This window comes from Massilia alkalitolerans DSM 17462, assembly GCF_000427785.1.
In the GTDB taxonomy this organism is placed as follows: Bacteria; Pseudomonadota; Gammaproteobacteria; order Burkholderiales; family Burkholderiaceae_D; genus Telluria; species Telluria alkalitolerans.
In genome coordinates, this window is sequence record NZ_ATYR01000013.1 from 104,392 (window position 1) to 127,401 (window position 23,010).

Annotated in this window: 27 protein-coding genes; 12 read left to right on the plus strand and 15 right to left on the minus strand. The window is 65.9% G+C overall.

All coding sequences use genetic code 11. The annotated features are described in order from the left end of the window. Window positions 1-41: 41 nt before the first annotated feature. Entirely contained in the window at window positions 42-803 is a 762-nt protein-coding gene (locus YWC_RS0114875) for an RNA methyltransferase (protein ID WP_027866094.1), read from the minus strand. A gap of 174 nt (window positions 804-977) precedes the next feature. Between YWC_RS0114875 and YWC_RS0114880 the strand changes: the two genes are divergently transcribed. The 7 genes from YWC_RS0114880 to YWC_RS0114910 all read left to right on the plus strand — a co-directional run bounded on the left by YWC_RS0114880 (window position 978) and on the right by YWC_RS0114910 (window position 6,970). Continuing rightward, complete coding sequence (locus tag YWC_RS0114880) at window positions 978-1,757, plus strand: inositol monophosphatase family protein (protein ID WP_027866095.1); 780 nt, start codon at window positions 978-980, stop codon at window positions 1,755-1,757. Between the two features lie 262 nt (window positions 1,758-2,019). Beyond that, on the plus strand, window positions 2,020-3,429 hold the full coding sequence (locus YWC_RS29500) for a DEAD/DEAH box helicase (RefSeq protein ID WP_051306478.1): 1,410 nt from the start codon (window positions 2,020-2,022) through the stop codon (window positions 3,427-3,429). 175 nt (window positions 3,430-3,604) lie between these two features. Then, on the plus strand, window positions 3,605-4,072 hold the full coding sequence (locus YWC_RS0114890; protein ID WP_027866096.1) for a MarR family winged helix-turn-helix transcriptional regulator: 468 nt from the start codon (window positions 3,605-3,607) through the stop codon (window positions 4,070-4,072). 61 nt (window positions 4,073-4,133) lie between these two features. Continuing rightward, window positions 4,134-4,940, plus strand: coding sequence for a hydroxypyruvate isomerase (gene hyi, locus YWC_RS0114895; protein ID WP_027866097.1), 807 nt, complete (start codon window positions 4,134-4,136; stop codon window positions 4,938-4,940). 44 nt (window positions 4,941-4,984) lie between these two features. Then, window positions 4,985-5,350, plus strand: coding sequence for a VOC family protein (locus YWC_RS0114900; RefSeq protein ID WP_027866098.1), 366 nt, complete (start codon window positions 4,985-4,987; stop codon window positions 5,348-5,350). A gap of 116 nt (window positions 5,351-5,466) precedes the next feature. Then, entirely contained in the window at window positions 5,467-6,336 is an 870-nt protein-coding gene (locus YWC_RS0114905) for a hypothetical protein (RefSeq protein WP_027866099.1), read from the plus strand. A gap of 28 nt (window positions 6,337-6,364) precedes the next feature. Next, complete coding sequence (locus tag YWC_RS0114910) at window positions 6,365-6,970, plus strand: hypothetical protein (RefSeq protein WP_229413112.1); 606 nt, start codon at window positions 6,365-6,367, stop codon at window positions 6,968-6,970. A gap of 35 nt (window positions 6,971-7,005) precedes the next feature. On the opposite strand, the gene YWC_RS0114915 is transcribed toward YWC_RS0114910, so the two are convergent. The 5 genes from YWC_RS0114915 to YWC_RS0114935 all read right to left on the minus strand — a co-directional run bounded on the left by YWC_RS0114915 (window position 7,006) and on the right by YWC_RS0114935 (window position 10,996). After that, the gene (locus YWC_RS0114915; protein WP_027866101.1) at window positions 7,006-7,749 is read right to left on the minus strand and encodes a 3-oxoacyl-ACP reductase family protein; all 744 of its coding nucleotides are present in this window, start codon (window positions 7,747-7,749) and stop codon (window positions 7,006-7,008) included. Between the two features lie 133 nt (window positions 7,750-7,882). Beyond that, on the minus strand, window positions 7,883-8,440 hold the full coding sequence (locus tag YWC_RS0114920; protein WP_027866102.1) for a membrane protein: 558 nt from the start codon (window positions 8,438-8,440) through the stop codon (window positions 7,883-7,885). A gap of 89 nt (window positions 8,441-8,529) precedes the next feature. Continuing rightward, the gene (locus YWC_RS0114925) at window positions 8,530-9,417 is read right to left on the minus strand and encodes a M90 family metallopeptidase (RefSeq protein WP_027866103.1); all 888 of its coding nucleotides are present in this window, start codon (window positions 9,415-9,417) and stop codon (window positions 8,530-8,532) included. A gap of 1 nt (window position 9,418) precedes the next feature. Beyond that, the gene (locus tag YWC_RS0114930) at window positions 9,419-10,180 is read right to left on the minus strand and encodes a glutathione peroxidase (RefSeq protein WP_027866104.1); all 762 of its coding nucleotides are present in this window, start codon (window positions 10,178-10,180) and stop codon (window positions 9,419-9,421) included. 201 nt (window positions 10,181-10,381) lie between these two features. Further along, window positions 10,382-10,996, minus strand: a complete 615-nt coding sequence (locus YWC_RS0114935; RefSeq protein WP_027866105.1) for a winged helix-turn-helix domain-containing protein — start codon at window positions 10,994-10,996, stop codon at window positions 10,382-10,384. 408 nt (window positions 10,997-11,404) lie between these two features. Here YWC_RS0114935 and YWC_RS0114940 point away from each other — a divergent pair, with 408 nt between their 5' ends. Beyond that, entirely contained in the window at window positions 11,405-12,436 is a 1,032-nt protein-coding gene (locus YWC_RS0114940) for an OmpA family protein (RefSeq protein WP_027866106.1), read from the plus strand. A 108-nt stretch (window positions 12,437-12,544) separates the two neighbouring features. After that, complete coding sequence (locus YWC_RS29505) at window positions 12,545-13,498, plus strand: YihY/virulence factor BrkB family protein (protein WP_051306479.1); 954 nt, start codon at window positions 12,545-12,547, stop codon at window positions 13,496-13,498. Between the two features lie 205 nt (window positions 13,499-13,703). Here YWC_RS29505 and YWC_RS0114950 read toward each other — a convergent pair whose 3' ends face one another. The 3 genes from YWC_RS0114950 to YWC_RS0114960 form a co-directional block, all read right to left on the minus strand. Further along, a complete protein-coding gene (locus YWC_RS0114950; RefSeq protein WP_084416443.1) occupies window positions 13,704-14,969 on the minus strand; it encodes an AI-2E family transporter in 1,266 nt (421 codons plus the stop codon). A gap of 45 nt (window positions 14,970-15,014) precedes the next feature. Then, complete coding sequence (locus YWC_RS0114955; protein ID WP_027866108.1) at window positions 15,015-15,329, minus strand: BON domain-containing protein; 315 nt, start codon at window positions 15,327-15,329, stop codon at window positions 15,015-15,017. A gap of 64 nt (window positions 15,330-15,393) precedes the next feature. Continuing rightward, entirely contained in the window at window positions 15,394-15,942 is a 549-nt protein-coding gene (locus YWC_RS0114960) for a hypothetical protein (protein WP_027866109.1), read from the minus strand. A 216-nt stretch (window positions 15,943-16,158) separates the two neighbouring features. On the opposite strand from YWC_RS0114960, the gene YWC_RS0114965 reads away from it, so the two are divergent. Further along, window positions 16,159-16,623, plus strand: coding sequence for an outer membrane lipoprotein (locus tag YWC_RS0114965; RefSeq protein ID WP_027866110.1), 465 nt, complete (start codon window positions 16,159-16,161; stop codon window positions 16,621-16,623). A gap of 197 nt (window positions 16,624-16,820) precedes the next feature. After that, complete coding sequence (locus YWC_RS29510) at window positions 16,821-17,207, plus strand: hypothetical protein (RefSeq protein ID WP_036214454.1); 387 nt, start codon at window positions 16,821-16,823, stop codon at window positions 17,205-17,207. A gap of 257 nt (window positions 17,208-17,464) precedes the next feature. On the opposite strand, the gene YWC_RS0114975 is transcribed toward YWC_RS29510, so the two are convergent. From YWC_RS0114975 to YWC_RS0115000, 6 genes are all read right to left on the minus strand, one after another. Beyond that, complete coding sequence (locus YWC_RS0114975; RefSeq protein ID WP_027866111.1) at window positions 17,465-17,851, minus strand: hypothetical protein; 387 nt, start codon at window positions 17,849-17,851, stop codon at window positions 17,465-17,467. A 24-nt stretch (window positions 17,852-17,875) separates the two neighbouring features. Continuing rightward, window positions 17,876-18,262 carry a phage holin family protein gene (locus YWC_RS0114980; protein WP_036214457.1) on the minus strand — a complete coding sequence of 129 codons (387 nt, stop codon included), beginning with the start codon at window positions 18,260-18,262 and terminating at the stop codon, window positions 17,876-17,878. An 18-nt stretch (window positions 18,263-18,280) separates the two neighbouring features. After that, a complete protein-coding gene (locus YWC_RS0114985) occupies window positions 18,281-18,634 on the minus strand; it encodes an ElaB/YgaM/YqjD family protein (protein ID WP_027866113.1) in 354 nt (117 codons plus the stop codon). Between the two features lie 45 nt (window positions 18,635-18,679). After that, window positions 18,680-19,213, minus strand: coding sequence for a ferritin-like domain-containing protein (locus tag YWC_RS0114990; RefSeq protein ID WP_027866114.1), 534 nt, complete (start codon window positions 19,211-19,213; stop codon window positions 18,680-18,682). Window positions 19,214-19,249: 36 nt separating this feature from the next. Further along, the gene (locus YWC_RS0114995; protein WP_027866115.1) at window positions 19,250-20,170 is read right to left on the minus strand and encodes an OmpA family protein; all 921 of its coding nucleotides are present in this window, start codon (window positions 20,168-20,170) and stop codon (window positions 19,250-19,252) included. Window positions 20,171-20,245: 75 nt separating this feature from the next. After that, window positions 20,246-20,656: a DUF4398 domain-containing protein gene (locus YWC_RS0115000; RefSeq protein WP_229413113.1), complete on the minus strand. Its 411-nt coding sequence runs from the start codon at window positions 20,654-20,656 to the stop codon at window positions 20,246-20,248. 191 nt (window positions 20,657-20,847) lie between these two features. Between YWC_RS0115000 and YWC_RS0115005 the strand changes: the two genes are divergently transcribed. Beyond that, window positions 20,848-22,935 (plus strand): AsmA family protein, encoded by a 2,088-nt coding sequence (locus tag YWC_RS0115005; protein WP_051306480.1) that lies wholly within the window; start codon window positions 20,848-20,850, stop codon window positions 22,933-22,935. Window positions 22,936-23,010 lie beyond the last annotated feature (75 nt).

Below are 23,010 nucleotides of genomic sequence, written 5' to 3' on the forward strand. Positions count from 1 at the left end.
TATTTGCAGCGCGGGCTGCAGAGGCAAATATTATTTGCACGCTATTCCCTGGGCTTCTGCTCGATGATCGCGCGCGCGATCCCGCGCAGGATGTTGACTTCCTCGGTCTCGAGCCCGGTGCGCGCGAACAGGCGCTTCAAGCGCGGCATCAGCTTCTTCGGGTTGTTCGCGTTGAGGAAGCCGATCGCCACCAGCGCCTCTTCGAGGTGGGCGTACATGCCGTCGATCTGCGTCACGCTGGCGGCGTCGCCGTGGAAGCCCACGCCGCGTTCCTCGACGGTGTCGCCGGTCGCCGCGAGCCGGCATTCGTAGGCCAGCACCTGGGCCGCCTGTGACAGGTTGAGCGAGGAATAATCCGGGTTAGAGGGAATGTTGATCAGCACGTTGCACTGCTGGACGATCTCGTTCGGCAGGCCGACCCGCTCGTTGCCCAAAACCAGTGCGGGCTGCAGCTCGCCCTGATCCGCCGCGTGGGCCGCGAAGGCGCGCGGCGTCCACACCGGCGGCGAGAATTCGCGCAGGCGCGCCGACACGGCGGCGGCGAAATTGCAGCCTTCCAGCGCTTCGCCGATGCTGCCGACGATGCGCGCATTGGCCAGCACGTCGCCCGCGCCGCTCGCGAACGCCACCGCCTCGGCATCGTTCAGCGGGTCGTCGCAGCGCGGAGACACCAGCACCAGCTCGCTGAATCCCATTGTCTTCATGGCGCGCGCCACCGAGCCGACATTGCCCGCGCGGCTGGTCTCGACCAGCACGAATCGGAGCCTTTTGAACAGAGATGTGTTGATTTCGGTCGGGTTCATTTAAAATAGCGCCAACGCGCGGTGCGGACTGTTGTAATCCAGGACTGGAAAGTCGTGGATTGTAACGGGTTCGACACCGCTTTGCTCTTTGTCATTCTCTATTCAGCTGACCGTTCACGGCGCATCCAGGCGCGGTGGGCGTTCGCGTTTTTCCACGGAAAGCCCATGCACCCAATGCTCAATACGGCCGTCAAGGCCGCCCGCCGCGCCGCCACCGTCATCAACCGCGCGTCCTTCGACCTCGATCGCATCACCATTTCTGAAAAAAATCACAACGATTTCGTCACCGACATCGACCAGGCGTCGGAACAGGCGATCGTGGAAACGCTGCTGAAGGCCTACCCGGACCACGCCATCCTGGCGGAGGAATCGGGCGCGTCGAAGAACCTGAATGACGAGAGCGAAAACGTGTGGATCATCGACCCGATCGACGGCACCACCAATTTCCTGCACGGCTACCCCAACTTCTGCATCTCGATCGCCCTGCAACAGAAAGGCGTGATCACCAACGCCCTGGTCTACGACCCGGTGCGCAACGACCTGTTCACCGCCACCAAGGGCGCCGGCGCCTACCTGAACGACAAGCGCATCCGCGTGAGCAGCAAGGACCGCATCGGCAAGGCCCTGCTGGCTTCGGGCCACGGTCCGGATCCGCGCGCACTGGCCGAATACCTGCGCATGTACGAAACGGTCGCCTCGCGCTGCCACGGCGTGCGCAGCGGCGGTTCGGCCGCGCTGGAACTGGCCAACGTGGCCGCCGGCCGCATCGACGGTTACTTCGAAAAGGGCCTGAAGGTGTGGGACATCGCCGCGGGCGCCCTGCTCGTGACCGAGGCGGGCGGCATCGTCGGCGAGTTCAACGGCGAGTCGGACTATCTGCACAAGGGCGACATCATCGCCGCCGGGCCGAAGGTGTTCGGCGCCATGGTGCCGCTGCTGGCGGCGTTCGCCTAAGGCCCGCTTCAGGGATTTCGCGTAGAATACGCTTTGTGGTTCCGGGTGCAGACAATGCACCCGCTTCACCGGACGGAAAGTCCCGGTCAGAAACTTTCCATAGAGAAACAAGTCCTCTATAATCCCGGCTGCCAGCGCGCGTCTACGGTGCGCGGCAGCGTCCGGCGTTCCCGCGGTTTGTACTGCGTCCCGCCTGCAATGACTAATCCGATTTGCCTGGACCGGCGCTGTGTTGCGCAGGCCCCCTTTTTATAAAGAATCTATGTCATTTTCTACTCTCGGTTTGTCCGATGCGATCGTTCGCGCGGTAACTGAACAAGGCTACACCTCGCCGACCCCGATCCAGGCCCAGGCGATCCCCGCCGTCCTGAACGGCGGCGACCTGCTGGCCGGCGCCCAGACCGGTACCGGCAAGACCGCCGGCTTCACCCTGCCGATCCTGCAACGCCTGTCGACCGATGCGGTCGGCAGCGCACTGAAGAGCAAGACTGCCCCGCGCGCCATCCGCGCCCTGGTGCTGACCCCGACCCGCGAGCTCGCGGCCCAGGTCGAGGAAAGCGTGCGCCTGTACGGCAAGTACACCAACCTGAACTCGGCCGTGATCTTCGGCGGCGTCGGCATCAACCCGCAGATCAAGCTGCTCAAGCACGGCGTCGACGTGCTGGTAGCCACCCCGGGCCGCCTGCTCGACCACGCCGGCCAGCGCACCGTCGACCTGTCCAAGATCGAGATCCTGATCCTGGACGAAGCCGACCGCATGCTCGACATGGGCTTCATCCACGACATCAAGAAAGTGCTGGCCCTGCTGCCGGCGAAGCGCCAGAACCTGCTGTTCTCGGCCACCTTCTCGGATGACATCAAGGCCCTGGCCGACAAGCTGCTGAACAACCCGCAGTCGATCGAGGTCGCACGCCGCAACTCGACCGTGGAAGTGATCGCGCAAAAGATCCACCCGGTCGACCGCGACAAGAAGCACCCGATGCTGGCCCACCTGATCAAGGAAAACAGCTGGAACCAGGTGCTGGTGTTCACCCGCACCAAGCACGGCGCCAACAAGCTGGTGGAGCAGCTGGGCCGCGACGGCATCGGCGCGATGGCCATCCACGGCAACAAGAGCCAGTCGGCGCGCACCAAGGCGCTGGCCGAGTTCAAGGACGGCAGCCTGCAGGTGCTGGTGGCGACCGACATCGCGGCGCGCGGCATCGACATCGACCAGCTGCCGCACGTGGTGAACTACGACCTGCCGAACGTGCCGGAAGACTACGTGCACCGGATCGGCCGTACCGGCCGTGCCGGCGCGACCGGCGAAGCGGTGTCGCTGGTGTGCGTGGACGAGCACCAGATGCTGAAGGACATCGAGAAGCTGATCAAGCAGACCCTGCCCCGCCACGTGATTCCGGGCTTCGAGCCGGACCTGAACGCCAAGGCGCAGCCGATCCAGCTGCGCAGCGGCGCGCCGGGCCATGCCAACCGTGGCGGCCGTCCTGGCGGCAACCGCAGCGGCCAGGGCCAGCCGCGCAGTGCCGGCGCCAGTGCCGGAAGCGGTGGCGGTGGCGGCAACGGCGGCCGTCCGGCAGGCAGCCGCCCCGCGGGTGCCAACGGCGGCAACCGCAACGGCAGCAGTGCCAGCCGCGGCCCCCGCACCGGTTCCGCACCGCGCCGCGAGCGCTGATCGCACGGGCAGCCAGCGCTGCCCTGCCCGTTTCGCATGAAGGCCGGCGTCGACGACATCGACGCCGGCTTTTTTCTCGCCCTTTCGTGATACTTGATTACTCAGGTACTTGCCAAGTGTCGCAGGCGGGTATATATTTGAGTAATCAACTTTATCTCAACAATTGGACACTGCCATGACCGACACCAACGACGCTCCCGATACCGCCGCCCCCCTCGACAGCCCCACCAGCGAGTTCTGCCTGCGCATGGCACGGGCCTGGGCGGCCCTGTCGCGGCGCCTCGACAGTTCGCTCGGCAGCCTGCACGGCATCAGTTTTGCCGACTACCAGTTGCTGCTGAACCTGCAGCGCGCCCCGGGCGGGCGGCTGCGCCGGGTCGACCTGGCCGAGAAGCTGGGCCTGACGGCGTCCGGCGTGACCCGCTCGCTGCTGCCGCTGGAAAAAATTGGCCTGGTCGGGCGCCAGAGCGACCCGCGCGATGCCCGCGTCGGCTACGCCATCATCACGCCCACCGGCAGCGAGCTGGTGCTCAATGCCAGCCTGGTGGTGCACAACGTCAGCCGCATGCTGCTCGGTGCGACCTCGCGTGAGCAGATCGAGTCGACTTCGACCCTGCTGGCGGAGCTGGGCGGTAGTCAGTAAGCCAGGAAGCATGGGGCCGAATCGGCTAGGATAGCGGGATCGCCGCCATCCGACCTGCCGCATGCCGAAATTCGCCGCTAACCTGAGCCTGCTGTTCAGCGAGCTCCCCTTCCTCGAGCGCTTTGCCGCCGCGCGCGCGGCCGGCTTCGATGCGGTCGAGTTCCTGTTTCCGTATGCCTTCGAGGCCGAGCAGATCGCCGCGCGCCTGCAGCGCTACGGACTGGAACTGGTGCTGCACAACCTGCCGGCGGGCGACTGGGCCGCGGGCGAACGCGGCCTGGCCTGCGATCCGCGCCGCAGCGCGGAATTCCAGGACGGGGTCGGCCTGGCCCTCGACTATGCGCTCGAACTGGGCGTGCGCCGCCTGCACTGCCTGGCCGGCAGGCTGCCGCCGAACCTCGGCCATGAACGGGCCCACGCCGCCTACGTCGCCAACCTGCGCCATGCGGCGGCGCGCTGCCGGGAACACGGCATCACCCTCTTGATCGAGCCGATCAATGACCGCGACATGCCCTGCTATTTCCTCACCGGCACGCGCCAGGCGGCGGCGGTCATCGAGGAAGTCGGCGCCCCCAACCTGGGCCTGCAGTACGACATCTACCACATGCAGCGGATGGAAGGCGAGCTGGCGGAAACCATCCGCCGCTACTTCCCCCTGATCCGCCATGTCCAGCTGGCCGACGTGCCGGGCCGCCACCAGCCCGGCACCGGCGAGATCAATTTCCCCTTCCTGTTCGGCCTGCTGGACGAACTCGGCTACGAAGGATGGGTCGGCTGCGAATACCTGCCGCAGGGCGACACGCAGGCTTCACTCGCCTGGCTGCACGAAGAACGCAAGCGTCATGCATCCTGGCTGGACAGGGCCTGAAGCTTCGGGCAGCATCGATGCTTTACCCGGCCAAAGGAGCCACGATGATCCAGGGATTGCGCACCGTAATTTACCCCGTCACCGATCTGACCGAGGCGAGCGCCTGGTATGAGCAGGTCCTCGGCAAGGCGCCCTACTTCAAGGAAGTCTTCTACGTCGGCTTCGAGGTGGGCGGCTTCGAGCTGGGCCTGATCCCCGACGGCCAGCCGGGCAGCGCCGGCGCCACCGCCTACTGGGGCAGCCAGGACATCGAGGCCGAGGTCGCGCGCCTGGCGGGCCTGGGTGCGGAAGTGGACGCGCCCGTGACCGACGTCGGTGGCGGCATCCGCGTCGCGACCGTGCGCGATCCCTACGGCAACCTGTTCGGCGTGATCCAGAACCCGCATTTCGACCGCAGCAAAGTCGAATAAGGCGTGCATACGTGCTTGTGTAAGCTCTGGCACTTGACCGCCAGCAAGACTTTGCCGCGCGGAGTTTGAAACAATGGGGACTTTCGGGCCGCTCCCCCAGGCCAGAAAGGATCCCCATGTTGCGACAACTCTCGATCCGCCTGCTCGTCGTCCTTCCTGTCCTGTGCGGCCTGCTGCTGGGCGGCTGCGGGACAACCACCGGCGGCCCGGTCAGCCTGCAGGAAGTGCGCGAATTCGCCGATGCCTCCGCGCGGCTGGGCGGCTATGCCGAACTGGCGCGCCGCTACCGAGACACCTACGAGCGCGAACAACCCTACCTGTCCCCCGCCGCCGACAAGCTGGCGCGCGAGAACGACGCCAAGCGCAAGGCGGTGCACGAGGACTTCATCGCTATCCAGAAGACCCTGGTGCTCTACATGCAGACCCTGAGCCTGCTCGCCGGCGATGCGCGCTACGACCTGTCCGAGCGCATCGACGACCTCGGTAACGGCCTGAAAGCCAATGCCGAGTCCGGCCTGCAGCAGCGCCACATCACGGCCTACACCGGCCTGACCCGCCTGCTGACGCGCGTGATCGCCTCCGGCTACCAGAACCGCAGCGTGGAAACCATGGTGCGCGACGGCGACGCCGACGTGCAGGTGCTGCTGGACGCCATGATCTCGCTCACCCGCCTCTACTACAAGACCAACGAGAATGAGAAGAAGACGATCCTCGGCATCTTCGATGTCGAGATCCCATTTTCGACGCGCAACTCGGATCGCATGCTGGTGACGCTCGCCAAGGTGCACTACCTGAACAAGGCCACCGAATACAAGCTGGTAGACCGCCGCTACGAGCTGGCCCTGCAGGGCCTGACCAAGGTGGCCCTCGGGCACCAGAAAATGCGCGAGAACCTCGGCAAGCTGTCGGACGCGGAAATCCGGCGCCTGCTGGCCAACTACGGACGCGACCTGCGCACCATCCGCGACGGGCTGTCCGGCGACTGAGAACCTATCGCGGTAAACAGGAGGACACATGGCTACCACCCCGACCCGTTCCGGCAGCGCATCCGCCGACCTTGCGTCCCCGGCCGAGGCCGACGTCGATGCCGCCGCCGTCCTCGACGCGGCGGATGCCGCGGCGCCGGCCGGACCGGCCGCCAAGGCCCCGGGCGCCACCGCTGGCCCCGCCCTGTCCAGCACCGAGAAGATCGTCGAGCTGGCCGACCACCTGTCGGCCTGCGCCGACCAGCTGCACGAGCGCGTGATGAAGGAGATCCGCAGCTATGCCGGCGGTCCGGTGCCCGAACACGTGCAGGACAAGGCCCGCGCCCTGTTCGAGGACGAAGTGCTGCTGCGCCAGCGCGCCAACGGCCTGCACGCCGACGCCGCCACCCTCATCGTCAAGGGCCTGGGCAAGCAGCAGGCCCAGCTCGTCAAGCTGACCGCCGACGCCGCCGAGAAGATCCGCAAGATCGGCGCCATCGGCGAGGCGACCGGCCTGGTGGGCGGCCTGCTGGCCCTGGCCGGCGCCGCCGCGACCGGCCAGCCGGCACTGATCCTGGCCGCCGTCGACAAGATCGACAAGCACGGCAAGGCCCTCAATGCGCTCAAGCCGAAGCCTCCGGCCAAGGCAGGCTGAGTCCGGCACGAAGATGCGCCGCCTTGCGGCCGCCGTCAGCACATGTGCTGCCCGCCATTGATCGCCAGGTTGGCGCCGGTGACGAAACCCGCCGCGTCCGACACCAGCCAGGACACCATGGCCGCCACTTCGCCGGGCTGGCCCAGGCGTCCGACCGGGATCTGCGGCAGGATGCGTTCGTGCAGCACCTGGGGCGACACGTCGTGCGTCGAGCGGGTGTCGAGGTAGCCCGGCGACACGGTGTTGACCGTGACGCCGTGGCGCCCCGACTCCAGCGCCAGCGCCTTGGTCAGGCCGTGCAGGCCGGCCTTTGCGGCTGCGTAATTGGCCTGGTTCAGCGCTCCCTGCTGCCCGGTAACGGAGCCGATGTTGACGATGCGTCCCCAGCGCTGCGCGACCATCGTGTCGATCGTATGGCGCGCCATGTTGAAGGCGCCGTCGAGGTTGACGCCCATGACCGCATGCCAGTCGTCCAGGCCCATCCTGCACATGCTGCGGTCGCGCGCCAGGCCGGCATTATTGACGAGCACGTCGATGCGGCCGGTGTGCCCGAGCAGGCGCTGGACGGCGCGGCCCGCGCACTCGAAGTCTGCCACGTCGGCCTCGAGCGCGATGAATTCCATGCCGTCGCGGCGGTGGCTGGCCAGCCATTCGCGACCATGGTGGTTCGATGGCGAAAAGGTGGCGGCGACGGTGAAACCGTCGAGATGCAGGCGGCGGCACAAGGCCGTGCCGAGTCCGCCCATGCCCCCGGTGACGAGGGCGACACGTTTGCTCATGAAGGATCCCTTGGACTTGGTATACGGCATCCTTCAAGGACAAGCCTGGCGGGACTGTCCCGGGATGCGATCTACAGAGTGTAGGGAAGCGGCTTCCGAGCCTTGTTGACCAAGATCAAGGCAAGACCGAAGCTCAAGCGACGAGCTCGGGGCGGCTGTCCGGATCGAAATCGGCCCAGTCGCCGTCGACGATGTTGCCCTCGGCGCGCTCGATGTGGTGGGCGCCGAGCTGGCGCAGCACGTCGACCGCGCGGTCCGCCATGCCGGCATCGTCGAACGCGACCGCCACCAGCATGCCGGCTTCGCGCGGCGGCACCCGGTTCTCGCTGCTGCCCTCTTCCGATTCGCCGCGGTCCTTCATCTTGGAAAAGCTGAACAGCGAGCCGACGTGACCGCCGACCAGGCCGCCGACGACCGGGCCCAGCGGTCCGGTGACGGGTGCGGTGGCGGCGCCGATCACCGCGCCGACCGCGCCGCCGGTGGCGACACCCTTGACGACGCCTTCCGGCGTTTCCTTGGCGCCGGGAGACTGCAGATGATCGCCCCCGATCGGGGTCTGGTCGTGCTGGCCCGGCTGGCTCAGGTAGAACCCGCTGATGCGGCCATTGTCGAAACCTGCGTCGGCCAGTGCGCGGCGCGCGCGGTCGACTTCATCCTGAAGCTGGAAACGCCCTGCAATAATGGTGGACATGACGATTTCTCCTGGATCGTTGGTAGCTCAACTATGCCCGCCGCGCCTGTCTTGCTCTGTACGGGGCCGCACGCAGCCCAGGCGCACGCCTAGCGCCATTGGCCGTAGACGAGGCCATGCTGGAACGGATCGTCGAACACCGGCTGCGGTTCGGCCACCCAGTCGCGCGGATCGACGCGGAAATACTTCATGAATTCCTCGTACAGGTCCGGGTGGCGCGCGGACAGTTCCCATGGCTGCTCGAAGAAGCTTTCGGTCGCCACCGCGAAGAACTCGGCCGGACTGCTGGCGCCGTAATGGTCGAGCACGCCGCGCTGCCCCCACATCGCATCGCGCCGCAAGGCCGCATAGTTGCGCGACAGGACCTCGGACCAGCTGCGGTAGCGCTCGGTGCTGCCCAGGTAGGGCGCGCCGTTGGTGCTGCCCGATTCGCTGTCGAGCTGGTGGGCGAACTCGTGCAGGACGACGTTATGATCAGGGGATTCTTCGGCCCCGGCGCGGCGCACATGGTCCCAGGACAGGATCACGCGGCCGTCGCCCCAGGATTCGCCCAGCAGGTCCTGGCGCTGCTCGGTGACGACGCCGGCGGCATCGACCTCGCGGCGCGGCACCAGGAAGGCGCCGGGATAGACCAGCACCGCATGCAGCGACGGGTACAGGTTTGCCGGGCTGGCGTCGCCGGTCCCTCCCAGCACCAGCATGCAGGCCTGGGCGGCGATGGTCACGCGCATCTCGTCCGTCACCTCGAGGCCGGCGCAGCCGACGAAGGCTTTCTCGTGCAGGAATTGCTGGACCAGGCGCCGCAGGCGCCGCTGCTGCCCCTCGTCCATGCGGGCATACTGGGCCAGGTTGCGCTCGAGGATGGCCACCAGCTCCGGCGCGAGCGGGCGCGCCAGTGCGCGGCGCAGGCGCAGCTTCGGCAGCAGCCATGCCGCCAGTAGTCCGGCCCCGATGAGGCCGGCAATGATGCCTTCCATGTCAGGCTTCCCGCGAAGATGCAACCCAGGCCAGCACGTCCTCGGCACCGCCGATCAGCCTGCCGCCCACGAATACCTGCGGCCAGGTGAGGTGGCCGGTCAGGCCGCGCAGCACGCTCGTCGTGATCTTCTGGTCTTCCGAAATATCGGTGAACACGATGTCATTCTCGCGCAAGGCGGCCTTGGCACGCGCACAATGCGGGCAGCCGGGGCGCGAGAACATCACGACCGGCTCGGGAATCTTCGCGTTCGGGTTGATATAGCTCAGCATCGTATCGGCGTCCGAAACCTCGAAGGGGTCGCCTTCGCGCAGTGGCTCGATGAAGATTTTGTCGATTATGCCGTCCTTGACCAGCATCGCGTAGCGCCAGGAGCGCATGCCGAAACCCAGGTCGCGCTTGTCGACCAACATGCCCATGCCCTCGGTGAAATCGCCGTTGCCGTCCGGGATCAGGGTGATGTTGCCGGCATCCTGCCCGGTCTTCCACTGGTTCATCACGAAAGCATCGTTGACGGCGATGCAGACGATGTCGTCGACGCCGTTCTCACGCAGGGTCGGCGCCAGCTCGTTGTAGCGCGGCAGATGGGTCGAGGAACAGGTGGGCGTGAAGGCGCCGGGCAGCGAGAACACGACCACGGTCTTGCCCTTGAAGAGCTCGTCCGTGCTGATGTCCTGCCATTGGTCGTCGGGGCGCGCCTTGAAGCTCACGCGCGGGACCGGCCTGCCCTGCAGGGACTCCGCGGTCGGTAAAGTGCTTGGCATCGGTCTTCCTTTCCTTGTGGCGGCAGCGCGGCCGCGATGGGAGGGAAGTAGGGATTATTGACCGGATTTCAACACGCCGTCATCAAAAATTGTTCGTTTGAAAAACAAAAAGCCGCGCAATGCGCGGCTTGAATGACGACAGCGATCGTCTGGACCGGCGGCTGCCGCGGGTCTCTACCGCGGCCGGCCGGGAGCGCTTATTTAAGCGCGTTCCTTGGCGGTCTGGCTCGGGGCCGGGCCGAACAGGGCTGCCACCAGCGGATCGCGGGTGACCGGGCTGCGGTTCACGCGGATCGCGTAGTGGGTGTCGTCCGCCAGGATGTGGAAGTGGCGGCCGCTGCCGGCCATGTTCTGCTCGCGCAGGCCCGGACGCTCCTTGCGCGGGGCGGCGCCTTCACGCTTCGGCTGGCAGATCGCGGCCAGGAAGGCCTTGACGCGCTCCTGGTCCGGGCAGATCTGGTACACGGCCTTGCCCAGGTAGGTGGCGGTGCCTTCGATATAGCGTGCCAGCTCGATGACGCCGGCTTCGCGCAGGTCACGGATGTACTTGCGTGCGCCCGACGGCGAGAATTTCAGGAACCATGCGATTTCGTCGGCCAGCATTTCATGGGTCGACAGTTCGTTGATCAGTTTCTGCATGTTTTCGATCCGGCGCTGCGTGGCCGAGGTCGAACGGACGCGTTCGATCGGCGCCAGCGAAATCGGCGCGCGCTCGGTTGGTTGCGGAGGGACGCGTTCGATCAGCGCAGAGTTGCTGGAAGTGTGCACCGCGCCGATGTCGCCTTGCACCGCGTTGTGATGGGTCGTTGCATGCATGTTATTGAGCTCCGTTTAGAGAGTGAGACTGTGTGGTCCGGGTCGCTGTGTGTCGTATGACACCCTGACAACACCTCGGTTCCGCTTAACTGGGCTCAAGATTGCCTGCGTCAGACATCCCGGTCTGTGCGCCATCCAACATTCGGAATTATTCCTGCAAGCATTTTTGATAAGGCCGCTTGTCGACAGCCCGTGATCATGCTTGTTTCCACCTGAAAAATCTGCGCACCAAAATGGTGCGCACGCCAGGCCACTGTGGCACTTTTACCACTGTTGTAAAATTGCACAGTTCATCGCCGCTAGGTGCGGTACCGCACCGAGATTGTGGAACTTGCACTGTTAATCTTTATCCAACATCTGTGTCAAGGCATGCGATGTCAATAACCCTTCACCTTATGGGAGTCACCTGTGAATAATACGAAGAAGATCGCCCTGGCCGCCGCCCTCCTGTGCGCCGCCGGCAGCTCCATGGCCCAAGAAGTCATCAACCCGTCGTGGTACATCCAGCCGAGCGTCATCCTCGCGAAGCCGGACGCACGCATGGGCGTGGCGGACCGCGACTGGGGCGGCGGGTTGAAGTTCGGTAAGGCCGTGAACGAAATGTGGGACATCCAGTTCGGCGGCAGCCAGGTGCGTTTCGAAGACGGCCCGGCGCGTTACCGCCAGACCCTGCTGGGCGCCGACGCCCTGCTGATGTTCTCGCGCAAGAGCTTCCGTCCCTTCGTGCTCCTCGGTGTCGGTATCGAACGCGACAAGGTGCAGAACCCGCTGCGCAACGTCGGCAAGAATTCGCCTTACCTGACCGCCGGTATCGGTTACCAGGCAACGCTGAGCCCGCAATGGTCGATGCAGTTCGACGTGCGCGCCGTGCGCGGCTTCCTGCGCGACCACGAGCAGTTCGGCCCGCGCCGCATCAACAACAAGTACATGACGATCGGCCTGAACTACGCCTTCAACCCGCCGCCGGCAGCGCTGGCACCGGCGCCCGCACCGGCACCGGTCGCGGAAGCCCCGGCACCGGCACCGGCACCGGTCGCTCCGCCGCCGCCGCCACCGCGCTTCGAGAAGGTCACCCTGGAAGCCACCAAGCTGTTCGAGTTCGACAAGGCCGACCTGATCATGCCGTCGCCGAAGCTGGATGAAATCGCCGCCGCCCTGCAGGCCGACACCAGCGTCACCGACGTCGACATCACCGGCTACACCGACCGCCTGGGTTCGGAAAAATACAACCTGAAGCTGTCCGAGCGCCGCGCCAACACCGTGCGCGACTACCTGATCAGCAAGGGCGTGGACGGCAACCGCCTGAAGGCCTACGGCAAGGGTGAAGCCAACCCGCTGGTCCAGTGCAACCAGCGCAAGCGCAAGGAACTGATCGATTGCCTGGAGCCGAACCGCCGCGTCGAGGTCGAGCAGATCACCGTCGAGAAGCGCGTTCAGTAACAGGCGACAGCGCCTGCCCGGCCGCGCCTTCCGTCCCGCACGGCAGGACGGCCCGGCATCACCGCATGATCGAAGGGGGCCGCGGCCCCCTTTTCAATTGGAGGAGTCATGGCAATCAAAAAATGGCTGCCGTATTCGCGTGAACTGGTCCACGTGATGCGCTGCGCGGTAATGGAATGGCTCGATCATCGCGCCTCCAGCAAAGGGGCGGCACTTGCCTTCTATACCTTGTTCTCGCTGGCGCCGGTGCTGGTGCTGGTGATCGCCATCGCCGGCTTCTTCTATGGCGCCGAAGCGGCCCAGGGACAATTGCTGGCCCAGCTGCGCGGCCTCGTCGGTCCCCAGGGGGCCGAAACCATCCAGGCCATCCTGGCCGGCGCGCAGAACAAGGAGAGCGGACTGTTCGCGACCATCGTCGCCTTCGTGCTGCTGCTCGTCGGCGCCACCACCGTGTTCTCGGAACTGAAGGACAGCCTGGACGAGATCTGGGACGTTCCGCCGCCCAAGGAGTCCGGTTTCTGGAACCTGGTGCGCACCCGCCTGCTCTCCTTCGGCCTGATCCTGGTGCTGGGCTTCCTGCTGATGGTCTCGCTGGTCGTCAGTGCGGCACTGGCCGTGGTCGAGACCTACATCGGCGGCATGTGGAAGGAAGCCGCCGTGGTCATGGGCTGGGTCGCCGCGGCGGTGAGCTTCCTGGTGATCGCCACCCTGTTCGGCGTGATCTACAAGCTGCTGCCGCGCATCAAGCTGTCCTGGCACGACGTCATGATCGGTGCGCTGGGTACGGCCGCGATGTTCACACTGGGCAAATTCGGCATCGGCCTCTACATCGGCAACAGCGGCACCACGGACAGCTTCGGCGCGGCCGGCTCGCTGATCGCCCTGCTGCTCTGGGTGTATTACTCGGCGCAGATCTTCTTCCTGGGCGCCGAGTTCGCCCGCCAGTATGCCCTCAAGATGGGCAGCCTGAAGCACAAGCCGGCGCACGAGACCGGGGACAAGAAGAAGGAGGATGCGCCGCCCGAGCCGACTGTCACCTGGAAGAACGGTCGCGCGGGGTAATTTGCGCTAACGGTCGGCGCCGTTGGTCGGCGCTATTGGTCTGGACACTGTGTTCCTAGCCGGGCGGCGGCGTTGGTCGGCGCTATTGGTCTGGACACTGTGTTCCTAGCCGGGCGGCGGCGTTGGTCGGCGCTATCGGTCTGCACACTGTGTTTCTAGCCGGGCGGCACTGCCGCCCGAGCGTAATTTGGTCCACTGGACCAAATTACTCCCCCAACAACTCCGCCAGCGCTTCCATCCCCTCGACCCGCTCGGCCACCACCTTCAGCACCACCACGACCGGCACGCCGAGCAGCAGGCCCCACATCCCCCACAGCCAGCCCCAGAACAGCAGGCTCACGAAGACGGCCGCCGGGTTCATCTTGGCGATCTTGCCGGTCATCCAGGTCGTCACGACCATGCCGACCAGGGTCGCGATCCCGAGCGAGGACCCGGCCACCAGGATCACCATGCGCAGCGACTCGAACTGGAAGAAGGCCACCGCCCCGGTGGCGATGGTGATCAGGAGCGGGCCGAAATAAGGCACGATGTGGGCCACGCCGGCGAAGGCGGCCCAGGCGCCGGCGTTTTCGAGGCCGATCGCGCGCAGCGCCGCCCAGGTGAGCAGCGCCAGCAGCACGTTGGTCACCAGCAGCATGAACATGTACATCTGGATCGCATTGTTCATGTCGTCCAGGATGTGGACGGTCACTTTTTTGCGCGTCAGCGAAGGCCCGGTGAGCTTGACCAGCTTGCGCTTGAAGGTGTCGCCCGCAAGCAGCAGGAAGAACACCAGGAACACCACCATGGTGGCCTGCGACAGGAAGGTGGCCAGGCCGATCGAGCCGGCCAGGACCCAGTCCATCACCCGGATGCTGCTGCCGGCGGCGGGCGCCGGCGGGACCGATTGGGTGCGCTTCTGGATCGCACGGCGTTCCTCGCCGCCGGTGGCGCTGGAGGCGGCGCGCTCGATCTCGGCGGCGGCGGCCTGAACCTGCTGGATGGTCGAGCGCTGGCCGGTGCTGTCGGTCAGGATCCTGGTGACCTTGGTCGTCAGGGTCGGCAGCTCGTCGATGATGTTGAAGAATTCGTCCTGCAGCCGGTACAGGGTGCCGCCCAGCGCGCCCATGATGACGGCGGTGACCAGGGTCGCGCCGATGACGCGCTTGACGTGCCAGCGCTCTAGCCAGCGCACGAGCGGATTCAGGGTATACGCAATGAAGATGCCGAGCAGGAGCGGCACGAAGAATTTCTGCGCCCACTGGAGCGCGAACAGGCTGGCGATGGTGGCGAGGATGCCCAGCGAGAGCCCGCGGGCATTGACGTGCATCGGCAGCCGCAGGCCGCCCACGTGCATCGTGAGCTCGTCGCCTGCAGGGCCGGGCTCGGCGCCGGGTCCCGCCCCTGGGGAAGCGGGGGGTGGCGCCGCCGGGGCGGCATTGTCGGGCGCGCTTGCAGCTGGTTCGACAGGTTCGGGTGGTGCGAGCTGCATGGATCGTGCCTTGACAATGGAGCCGGGCCGCCCCGGCGCTGGGGATTACTTGACGCGGATGTCGTTCTTCACAGAGGTTACACCTTGTACGCCGCGCGCGATTTCCACAGCGCGCTGTGCGTCGCGCGGCTCGGCCACGAAGCCCGACAGCTGGACGTCGCCCTTGTAGGTTTCCACGTTCACTTCGGTCGCCTTGACGGTCGGGTCGGCGGCGAAGGCGGCCTTGACCTTGGTGGTGATCACGGCGTCATCGACGTACTCGCCGGCGCTCTTCGAGGTCGGGTTCGATGAGCAGCCTACGGCGGTGATGGCGACGGCGGCGGTGAAGGCGGCGGTGACGAGGCGTTGTGCGATTTTCATGATAGCTCCTTGATTAAAAACTGCGGTGGTCGAACTACAGTAAAGCCCATGCGGGCAAGTGGGATCATTTTCCGAACGCGGTCTTGGCAGTGTTGACGCACTGGTCCTTGACGGCGCCGGCGTAGGCGTCGCATTTCTGGATCGCGACACGGTATTCGGCGGCCAGCTTGTCTTCACGCGCATCCTGGCGCGCTTCGATGGCCTTGCGGTCGGCCTTGGCATCGGCCTGCGCAGCGACCAGGGTCGCCTTGGCCTGCTCCATGCAGACGTCGCGGTCATTGCCGGTGACGGCGGCGCAGCGCACCTTGTCGCGGTCGTAGTTGGCGGACGCGATGCGCATGCGGGCCTGGGTATAGGCCGACAGGGTATTCTTGTAGGCGGCCTCGGCTTCTTCCTCGACACGCACGCGTGCGGCCTTGGCCTCGGCCATGCACAGGTCGTGCGGGTTGCCGGCGATCTGGTCGCAGCGCGCCCGCGCCGACTTGTAGTTCGCTTCGGCCGTGGCCTTGGCCTGTTCGTAGGCCGTCTTCGCATCCGGCACGGCTTGCGCCCGTACCGCGCCGGCCCAGGCGAGCGCGGCGCCGACGAGCAGGAATGCATGGGATGTTTTCATTTTTTATTCTCCATTTGTCAACACGCTAATGACGTTTTACACGTGGACTGCCGCGTTTTCTGTTCGGTGCCGAACACAGCAACTTACCTGCAACAACTCATCTGTATTTGGCTCAAACTCTTGGCTAAATACACAGGGCAAGGACGGTTAGGCAACGCACAGACCCCTTGCACGGCCGTGGCTAAGCTGGAGCCATACACTTATCAGGAGAACAACATGAAAGCAACCCGTACCCTCGCTGTTGCCGTGCTGGCGTCCACCGCCCTCCTTACCGGCTGCGCCAGTACGTCGTCGAACCCCTACGCGTCCAACAACGGCTACAACAGCGGCTACAACAACGTCTCGATGGGCTATGGCACGATCGAGTCGATCCAGGTAGTCCAGGGCGAAAACCGCACCAGCGGCGCCGGTGCGATCCTGGGCGGCGTGGTCGGCGCCCTGGCCGGCAACCAGGTCGGCAGCGGTAGCGGCCGTACCGCGGCGACCGTCGCCGGCGGCGTTGCAGGCGCGGCGATCGGCAATAACGTCGAACGCAACCGTCAGGCCGGCGGCGCCGAGATGTATCAGATCAACGTGCGCATGGATAACGGCGAGTACCGCGCCGTGAACCAGGACAGCGTCTACGACCTGCGCGTGGGCAACCGCGTGCGCATCGTCGACGGCCGCGTCTATCGCTATTGATCGCCACCAGCGGTCGTGACAGGGGGAAGCGGCGCAGGTCCGCCTTTCCCCGGCCGGTGCATCCCTGCACCGGCATCGCCCGACCGCAACGACGGGGCGCCGGTCCTCGTGCTGGCCGTGCTGTTCAGCGGCCCGGTGCCCTCCTTTGCGCTGCGGCAGGCCTCGCCGCGGCACTTCTTCCGACCCTGGAGGACACCATGCAAATCCTATCGACCGTGTTGCGCGGGGCCTGTGCCTGCCTGCTCGGCAGCACCCTGCTCGCCCACGCCCAGACCCCTACCCAGCCCCAGACCCCGACCCATACCAGCAGCGACGCCCTCGTCGATCCAGCCGCCGCCAGCAAGCAGGCGCGTGAAATCGCCCAGGGCGATCCGGCGCGCTGGTACCGCGAAGACGCGACCACCCAGGCGCGGATGCGCACGCTGCAGAAGGAAATCGGCGCGGCATTGCAGGAGGCACGAAACGCCTGCAAGAAAGCGCCGGCGGCCGAGCGCAACGCCTGCATGCAGGAAGCACGCGCGATCTACCAGCGTGACATGGCGCAGGCCAAGGCGCGGGTAGCTGGGCAGGGAGAAACGCCCTGAACCCTCTGCAGCGCCGATGTACTGGTAGGGTGCACCGGGGCGCTTAGCCGGCTTTGCCGTGCGCGCGTTCGGCTACGGCATGAGGGGCTTCAGCGCCAGCGACAGTTGAACGCGCGGTCGGCGGAGCCGACCACCCTACGCAACAACAGATATTATCTTGACTCATCCGTACCAGCGAAAAAAAACGGCGTGCAATCAATGATTGCGACGCCGCTCAAGCCCCACCATATTCGGATCGGTTTGACTTATGGGCCGTGTCAGCTCAGCCCGTTCTGCTGGACACGGCGTTTGTTCATGTACCAGCCCGCTACCCCCAGCAGGATGGCGGCAGCGCCGGCAGGCTTGCCGAGCTTGCGCTGGCGGATGAAGTTGAACAGCGCCAGCCCGTAAGGCATCAGCACCGACACGCTGGTGCCGGTCGGTTTCAACAAGGCGTCGGCGCGTGCGCGCAGGGCCCAGGTGGCGTGGTCGATCGTGCTGTGCAACATCACCTCGGGGCGCGCCGCGTGCCGAATCTGCGCCCGCGCGTGCGCCACGTTGCTGCGGAAGAACTCGCCCTCGCGCAGCAGCTCCTGCTTGCGCGCCACCGGATCCAGGCTGTGCTTGTGGCCGGCCAGTCCGGTCGTTCCATCTTGATTGTGCATGTTTCCCCTCCTTCGTGTCGCCGCTTAGAGCAGCATGTCGCGGTCGTTCTTCAGTTCCTTCATGGTCGCCGGGAACGAGAGCTTGTCCTGCTTGAGCAGGGCCAGGCCCTTCGCCACCAGGATGCCGGTGATGACCAGGAACACGACGAACAGGATCAGCAGGATCTTCCAGCCCATGTCGTCCCATGCCAGCGCGACGATGGTCGCGGTGCCGTAGGCGATGGCGAACCAGATCGCCAGGATGGCCGCGCCGAACAGGGCCACGAGTTCGATCAGGTGGTTGCGCACCTCGGACAGCTCGAGCGCGGCCAGTTCCACGCGCGATACCACCAGACCGAACAGGCTTTTCATGAGGCTGGAGATCCCGCCCATGAGGCCGGGGGTATGCACGACGGTGTCGTCTTTTTGCATGGCGGTCCCCGGCGACGTTTATTGCTTACGGCTCAGGAGGACGCCGAGCAGCACGCCGATACCGGCGGCAACCGCGAGCGTACGGTATGGGTTGTCCTTCACATAGACATCGGCCTCGTGGGCCAGTTCCCGGCCCCTTTCCATCGCCTGGCCCTGGTAGTGGCTGGCGCGGCCCAGTGCGCGGTCGAGCAGCTCCATGCCGCGGCTGCGCAGTTCCTCGGCCTTGTCGCCGGTCAGGGCGGCGGCGGCGCTCAGCATCGACTGGGCGTCGCGCACCAGTGCCTGCATGTCCGACGATGCGTCGGCGGCTTTGCTGTCGAACTGGTAGCCGTGGGCGTGGGATTTCAGGTTGCTGCGGGTGGTGTCTAGCATGGTGTGCTCCATTGTTATCGATGGGTGATGAATGTAAATCCGGCCTCAGGCCAGCAGGTCGCGCATGTCGTCGGCATGCTCTTCTTCGACGGCCATGATGTCGGTAAGCATCTTTGTCGTCGTCGGGTCGCGGTCGCCGATCGCCTGGATCATCTGGCGATAGGATTCGATCGCCACGCGCTCGGCGATCAGGTCGGCGCGGATCATCGCCTGCACGTCGTCGGAATCGTCGTACTCGGCATGGCTGCGCGCGGTCAGCGTGGCCGGGTTGAAGTTCGGCGATCCGTTCAGTTGCACGATGCGCTCGGCGATGCGGTCGGCATGGTCCTGCTCCTGCTGGGCGTGCTCGAGGAACTCGGCCTTGATGTGGCCGGTGTTCGGACCGCTCACGGTGTAGTAGTGCCGCTTGTAGCGCAGCACGCACAGCAGCTCGGTGGCCAGCGCGTCGTTCAGCATCGCGATGACCGCCTCGCGGTCGGCCTGGTAGCCCTCGGTGACGGCGCCGTCGTCGAGGTTGGCCGCCGCGCGGCGGATCGCCGCGACGTCGAAGCCATGCGCCAGGTGTTTCGTTTCTTCCATAGTTTTACCTCATGAACCAAATGCAAATGAACCAGCTCAGCGCCCCGCGGTACGTGGCGGGATCTGCGCGTTCTCGTTCGACAGCACGATTTCGACACGGCGGTTGAGCTGGCGGTTGGACGCCGTATCATTCGGGGCCACCGGGAAGGCTTCGCCGTACGCCTTCATGGCGATGCGGTCGCGCGGCACGCCCAGCGAACCCAGCGCCGAGGCCACGGCTTCGGCACGGCGCTGCGACAGTTCCTGGTTGTAAGAGGAGCTGCCGGTACTATCCGTAAACCCTTCGACCAGCACGGTACGGTTCGGGTTCTGCGCCATGACGTCGGCCAGTTTGCGCAAGGTCGACATGCCGTTCGGTGTCAGGGTCGCCTGGTTGGTGGCGAACAGCACGTCGCCGATCGTCACGACATAGCCGCGCTCGGTCTTGACGGCCTGCAGCTCGACCAGCAGCGCTTCCAGCACCGCGGCGCGCTGGGCCAGCGCGGCATTCTGCTGCTGGGCGGCGGCGGCCTGCTGCTGGGCCGCCTGGGCCTGGGCCTGCGCCTGGGCGGCCTGGGCCTGGGCGGCCTCGGCCTCGCGCTTGGCGCGGTCGGCTTCCGCGGTGCGGGCCGCCAGGCGGACCTGGTCGCGTTCGCGCGATGCGTTCGCAATATCGGCCTCGGCCGCCTTTGCCCTGGCCACCTCCACCGCGGTGGCGACGCGCTGCTTGGCCACGTAGGCCAGGCGGTCGACGTCGTTCAGGCTTTCGCGGCGCGCGGCGGCGGCATTGGCCTGGTCGAGGGCGTCGCTGGCCTGCTTGAACTCGAGCGGCGCATACTGGGCGACCTGCGGATTGTTGTTGGCGGAGACGAAATCGGCGCGCGCCTGGTCCAGCGTCGGCGTGGTCATCGGGGCGGTGGCGCAGGCCGTGGCCAGCACGGCGGCGGCCAGCAGCGACATCGTGGAACGGGTTTTCATGGCTTGTCCTTTTTTCCTGGGCGCCGCGCTGGCGCGGCGGTCAATGAAGGGAACTTCTTCTTATTGCTGATCGGCTTACTGCGTCGAGGTCGTGGCCGAGGGCGCATTGGCGCGCTCGACTTCCTCGCGCAGCACGCGCAGGTCGGCGTCGAGCGCGTTGGCGGCCGCGGTGGCCTTGGCCGAGTTGGCCTTGCTCTGCGCCAGCTTGGCGTCGGCCTGGGCCTGGACCGCCAGCTCGCGAGCCAGCTTGTAGTCCTTGGCCGCCAGGGCCGCGTTGGCGCGCACCATCTTGTCGCGCGCGGCGGTGATCTCGGCCGGGGCCAGCTCGGCGGCGCCGGCCGACACGGCGTTCTCGACGGCATTGCGCGACACCGCCACGTCGGCGGTGGCAGGTGCCTTCTGCGGGCTGGCACAGCCGACCAGCGCCAGCACGGCTGCGGCAGCCAGTGGCGTCAAGAGACGGCGCATCGCATGTTCTTGGTCCATCGCTTTTCTCCTTTTGATGAGGAAATGTCCTTGGTAACGTTATAAACCTGTTATCTCTTGCCTTCGGTTCGCTGCCGCACATTGCCCGGCTCGTAGCGATCTGCTCAACAGAAGAACGTTAGGCAGCGCACATTGGGCGTAAAGGCCTTGCGCTAAGCTGGCCTGAACCTACCTACCATCGAAAGTCCGCCATGGCCGAGACCGACAAGCAGGCGGCGCAGGGCCGTCATCCGGCGCGCCGCACGAGCAGCAAAATACTGTTGAGCATCCTTGGGATCCTGGTCGCCATCCCGGTGATCGCCATCGTGTTCATCCTCACCTTCGACTGGAACCGCGCCCGTCCCTGGATCAATGCCAAGGTGAGCGAGGCCATCGAACGTCCCTTCGAGATCCGCGGCAACCTGGACGTCGAATGGGAACGCCCCGCCAAGACCATGGCGCCGGCCGAACGCACCTGGCGCGACCACATCCCGTGGCCGCACCTGATCGCCAACGACACCCACGTCGGCAACCCCGCCGGCCTGCCGGCGCAGGATTCCGGCAGCGCACGCCAGTTCTCGTTCTCGGTCAATCCCTTCGCCCTGCTGTCGAAGACCATCAACATTCCGCTGCTGCGTTTCGACGGCCCGCGGGTGGACCTGCTGCGCCTCGACGAGGGGCGCAACAACTGGACCTTCAAGCGCAAGGAAGAAAAGTCCAAATGGACACTCGACCTCGATCGCATCGTGCTGACCGACGGCATCGTGCACATCAAGGACGCGGTGACGAAGGCCGATGTGACGGCGAAGGTGCGCACGCTCGAGAACGGCGGGCGCTACGGGGTCGGCTGGACCCTCGACGGCACCTACAACGGCGCGCCGGTCACGGGCGGCGGCAAGGCCGGTGCGGTGCTCTCGCTCAAGCAGCAGAGCACGCCCTACCCGGTCCAGGCCGAGATGCGTTCGGGCAAAACGCGGATCGCGGTCGAGGGCACGGCGACGCGGCCCTCGAAACTGGCGGCGATCGACCTGAAGCTGGAGCTGGCCGGTCCCAGCATGGACCAGCTGTACAACTTCACCGGCGTGGTGCTGCCGACCACCGGCCCGTTCTCGACCTCGGGCCGCCTGACCGGCACCCTCGGCGAACAGAACAAGGACGGCAAGCGCAGCATGCGCTGGGTCTACGACGGCTTCAAGGGCAAGGTCGGATCCTCGGACATCGGCGGGCGCCTCGAATATGCCACCGGCGGGGCACGGCCCAAGCTGTCGGGCAATGTCCGCTCGCAAACCCTGGTATTCGCCGACCTGGCGCCGCTGATCGGCGCCGACTCCAACGCCGCCAAGAAGGAGCGCAATGCCGATGTGGTTCAGCCGGGCGGCAAGGTATTGCCGGTCGAGGAATTCAAGACCGAACGCTGGAACAAACTGGATGCCGACGTGCGCTTCGCGGCCGACCGCATCGTGCGCGACACGGCCTTCCCGATCAGCAAGCTGTCGACCCACCTGAAGATGGATAACGCCGTGCTGAACCTCGAGCCGCTGGAATTCGCCATGGCCGGGGGCACGGTGCGTTCGAACATCCGCCTCGACGGCCGCGGCCGCCAGGGCCCGAAGGCAATCAAGGCCCAGGCCAAGGTCACGGCCCGGAAGATCGAGATCAAGAAGCTGTTCCCGAAGATCGAGCAGCTGCAGGCCTCGGTGGGCAGCATCAGCGGCGACGCCAGCCTGACCGCCCAGGGCAATTCCGTGTCCAGCCTGCTGGCCGGCTCGAACGGCGAACTGAAAACCCTGATCAGCCAGGGCCAGGTCAGCAAGATGCTGCTGGAGATGATGGGCCTGAACGTGGCCAACATCGTCATCACCAAGGTGTTCGGCGACAAGCAGGTGCAGCTCAACTGCATGGCCTCCGATTTCGCGGTCACCAACGGCCTGGCACGCACGCGCTACTTCGTGGTGGACACCAAGGAAGCGCTGATCAACATCGAGGGCAGCATCAACCTGGCCAACGAGCAATTGGACCTGCGCATCGATCCGAAGACCAAGGGCCTGCGCCTGATCTCCTTGCGCTCGCCCTTCTACGTGCGCGGTCCCTTCAGCCAGCCGGACGTGTCGGTGGACAAGGGCGTGCTGGCGATGAAGGCCGGCAGCGCCATCGCGCTGGCGACCATCGCGGCGCCGGTCGCCGCCCTGCTGCCCCTGATCAATACCGGGCCGGGCGAGGACAGCGACTGCGCCCGCCTGTTGTCCGACGCGCGCGAGAAGCCGAAGGCGCCGCCGCCGGGCAAGACCCAGCGCCGTTGAAACAATTTTTACACGGCACTGTGAGTTGTCGAACAGATCAGTACGAACGGAAAACGGTATCTTGCTCACATGGAC

Bases quoted from the DNA above. Each gene is read 5' to 3' on its own strand.
- YWC_RS0114875 (WP_027866094.1), bottom strand. From the start codon at position 803: ATGAACCCGACCGAAATCAACACATCTCTGTTCAAAAGGCTCCGATTC.
- YWC_RS0114880 (WP_027866095.1), top strand. From the start codon at position 978: ATGCTCAATACGGCCGTCAAGGCCGCCCGCCGCGCCGCCACCGTCATC.
- YWC_RS29500 (WP_051306478.1), top strand. From the start codon at position 2,020: ATGTCATTTTCTACTCTCGGTTTGTCCGATGCGATCGTTCGCGCGGTA.
- YWC_RS0114890 (WP_027866096.1), top strand. From the start codon at position 3,605: ATGACCGACACCAACGACGCTCCCGATACCGCCGCCCCCCTCGACAGC.
- hyi (WP_027866097.1), top strand. From the start codon at position 4,134: ATGCCGAAATTCGCCGCTAACCTGAGCCTGCTGTTCAGCGAGCTCCCC.
- YWC_RS0114900 (WP_027866098.1), top strand. From the start codon at position 4,985: ATGATCCAGGGATTGCGCACCGTAATTTACCCCGTCACCGATCTGACC.
- YWC_RS0114905 (WP_027866099.1), top strand. From the start codon at position 5,467: ATGTTGCGACAACTCTCGATCCGCCTGCTCGTCGTCCTTCCTGTCCTG.
- YWC_RS0114910 (WP_229413112.1), top strand. From the start codon at position 6,365: ATGGCTACCACCCCGACCCGTTCCGGCAGCGCATCCGCCGACCTTGCG.
- YWC_RS0114915 (WP_027866101.1), bottom strand. From the start codon at position 7,749: ATGAGCAAACGTGTCGCCCTCGTCACCGGGGGCATGGGCGGACTCGGC.
- YWC_RS0114920 (WP_027866102.1), bottom strand. From the start codon at position 8,440: ATGTCCACCATTATTGCAGGGCGTTTCCAGCTTCAGGATGAAGTCGAC.
- YWC_RS0114925 (WP_027866103.1), bottom strand. From the start codon at position 9,417: ATGGAAGGCATCATTGCCGGCCTCATCGGGGCCGGACTACTGGCGGCA.
- YWC_RS0114930 (WP_027866104.1), bottom strand. From the start codon at position 10,180: ATGCCAAGCACTTTACCGACCGCGGAGTCCCTGCAGGGCAGGCCGGTC.
- YWC_RS0114935 (WP_027866105.1), bottom strand. From the start codon at position 10,996: ATGCATGCAACGACCCATCACAACGCGGTGCAAGGCGACATCGGCGCG.
- YWC_RS29505 (WP_051306479.1), top strand. From the start codon at position 12,545: ATGGCAATCAAAAAATGGCTGCCGTATTCGCGTGAACTGGTCCACGTG.
- YWC_RS0114950 (WP_084416443.1), bottom strand. From the start codon at position 14,969: ATGCAGCTCGCACCACCCGAACCTGTCGAACCAGCTGCAAGCGCGCCC.
- YWC_RS0114955 (WP_027866108.1), bottom strand. From the start codon at position 15,329: ATGAAAATCGCACAACGCCTCGTCACCGCCGCCTTCACCGCCGCCGTC.
- YWC_RS0114960 (WP_027866109.1), bottom strand. From the start codon at position 15,942: ATGAAAACATCCCATGCATTCCTGCTCGTCGGCGCCGCGCTCGCCTGG.
- YWC_RS0114965 (WP_027866110.1), top strand. From the start codon at position 16,159: ATGAAAGCAACCCGTACCCTCGCTGTTGCCGTGCTGGCGTCCACCGCC.
- YWC_RS29510 (WP_036214454.1), top strand. From the start codon at position 16,821: ATGCAAATCCTATCGACCGTGTTGCGCGGGGCCTGTGCCTGCCTGCTC.
- YWC_RS0114975 (WP_027866111.1), bottom strand. From the start codon at position 17,851: ATGCACAATCAAGATGGAACGACCGGACTGGCCGGCCACAAGCACAGC.
- YWC_RS0114980 (WP_036214457.1), bottom strand. From the start codon at position 18,262: ATGCAAAAAGACGACACCGTCGTGCATACCCCCGGCCTCATGGGCGGG.
- YWC_RS0114985 (WP_027866113.1), bottom strand. From the start codon at position 18,634: ATGCTAGACACCACCCGCAGCAACCTGAAATCCCACGCCCACGGCTAC.
- YWC_RS0114990 (WP_027866114.1), bottom strand. From the start codon at position 19,213: ATGGAAGAAACGAAACACCTGGCGCATGGCTTCGACGTCGCGGCGATC.
- YWC_RS0114995 (WP_027866115.1), bottom strand. From the start codon at position 20,170: ATGAAAACCCGTTCCACGATGTCGCTGCTGGCCGCCGCCGTGCTGGCC.
- YWC_RS0115000 (WP_229413113.1), bottom strand. From the start codon at position 20,656: ATGGACCAAGAACATGCGATGCGCCGTCTCTTGACGCCACTGGCTGCC.
- YWC_RS0115005 (WP_051306480.1), top strand. From the start codon at position 20,848: ATGGCCGAGACCGACAAGCAGGCGGCGCAGGGCCGTCATCCGGCGCGC.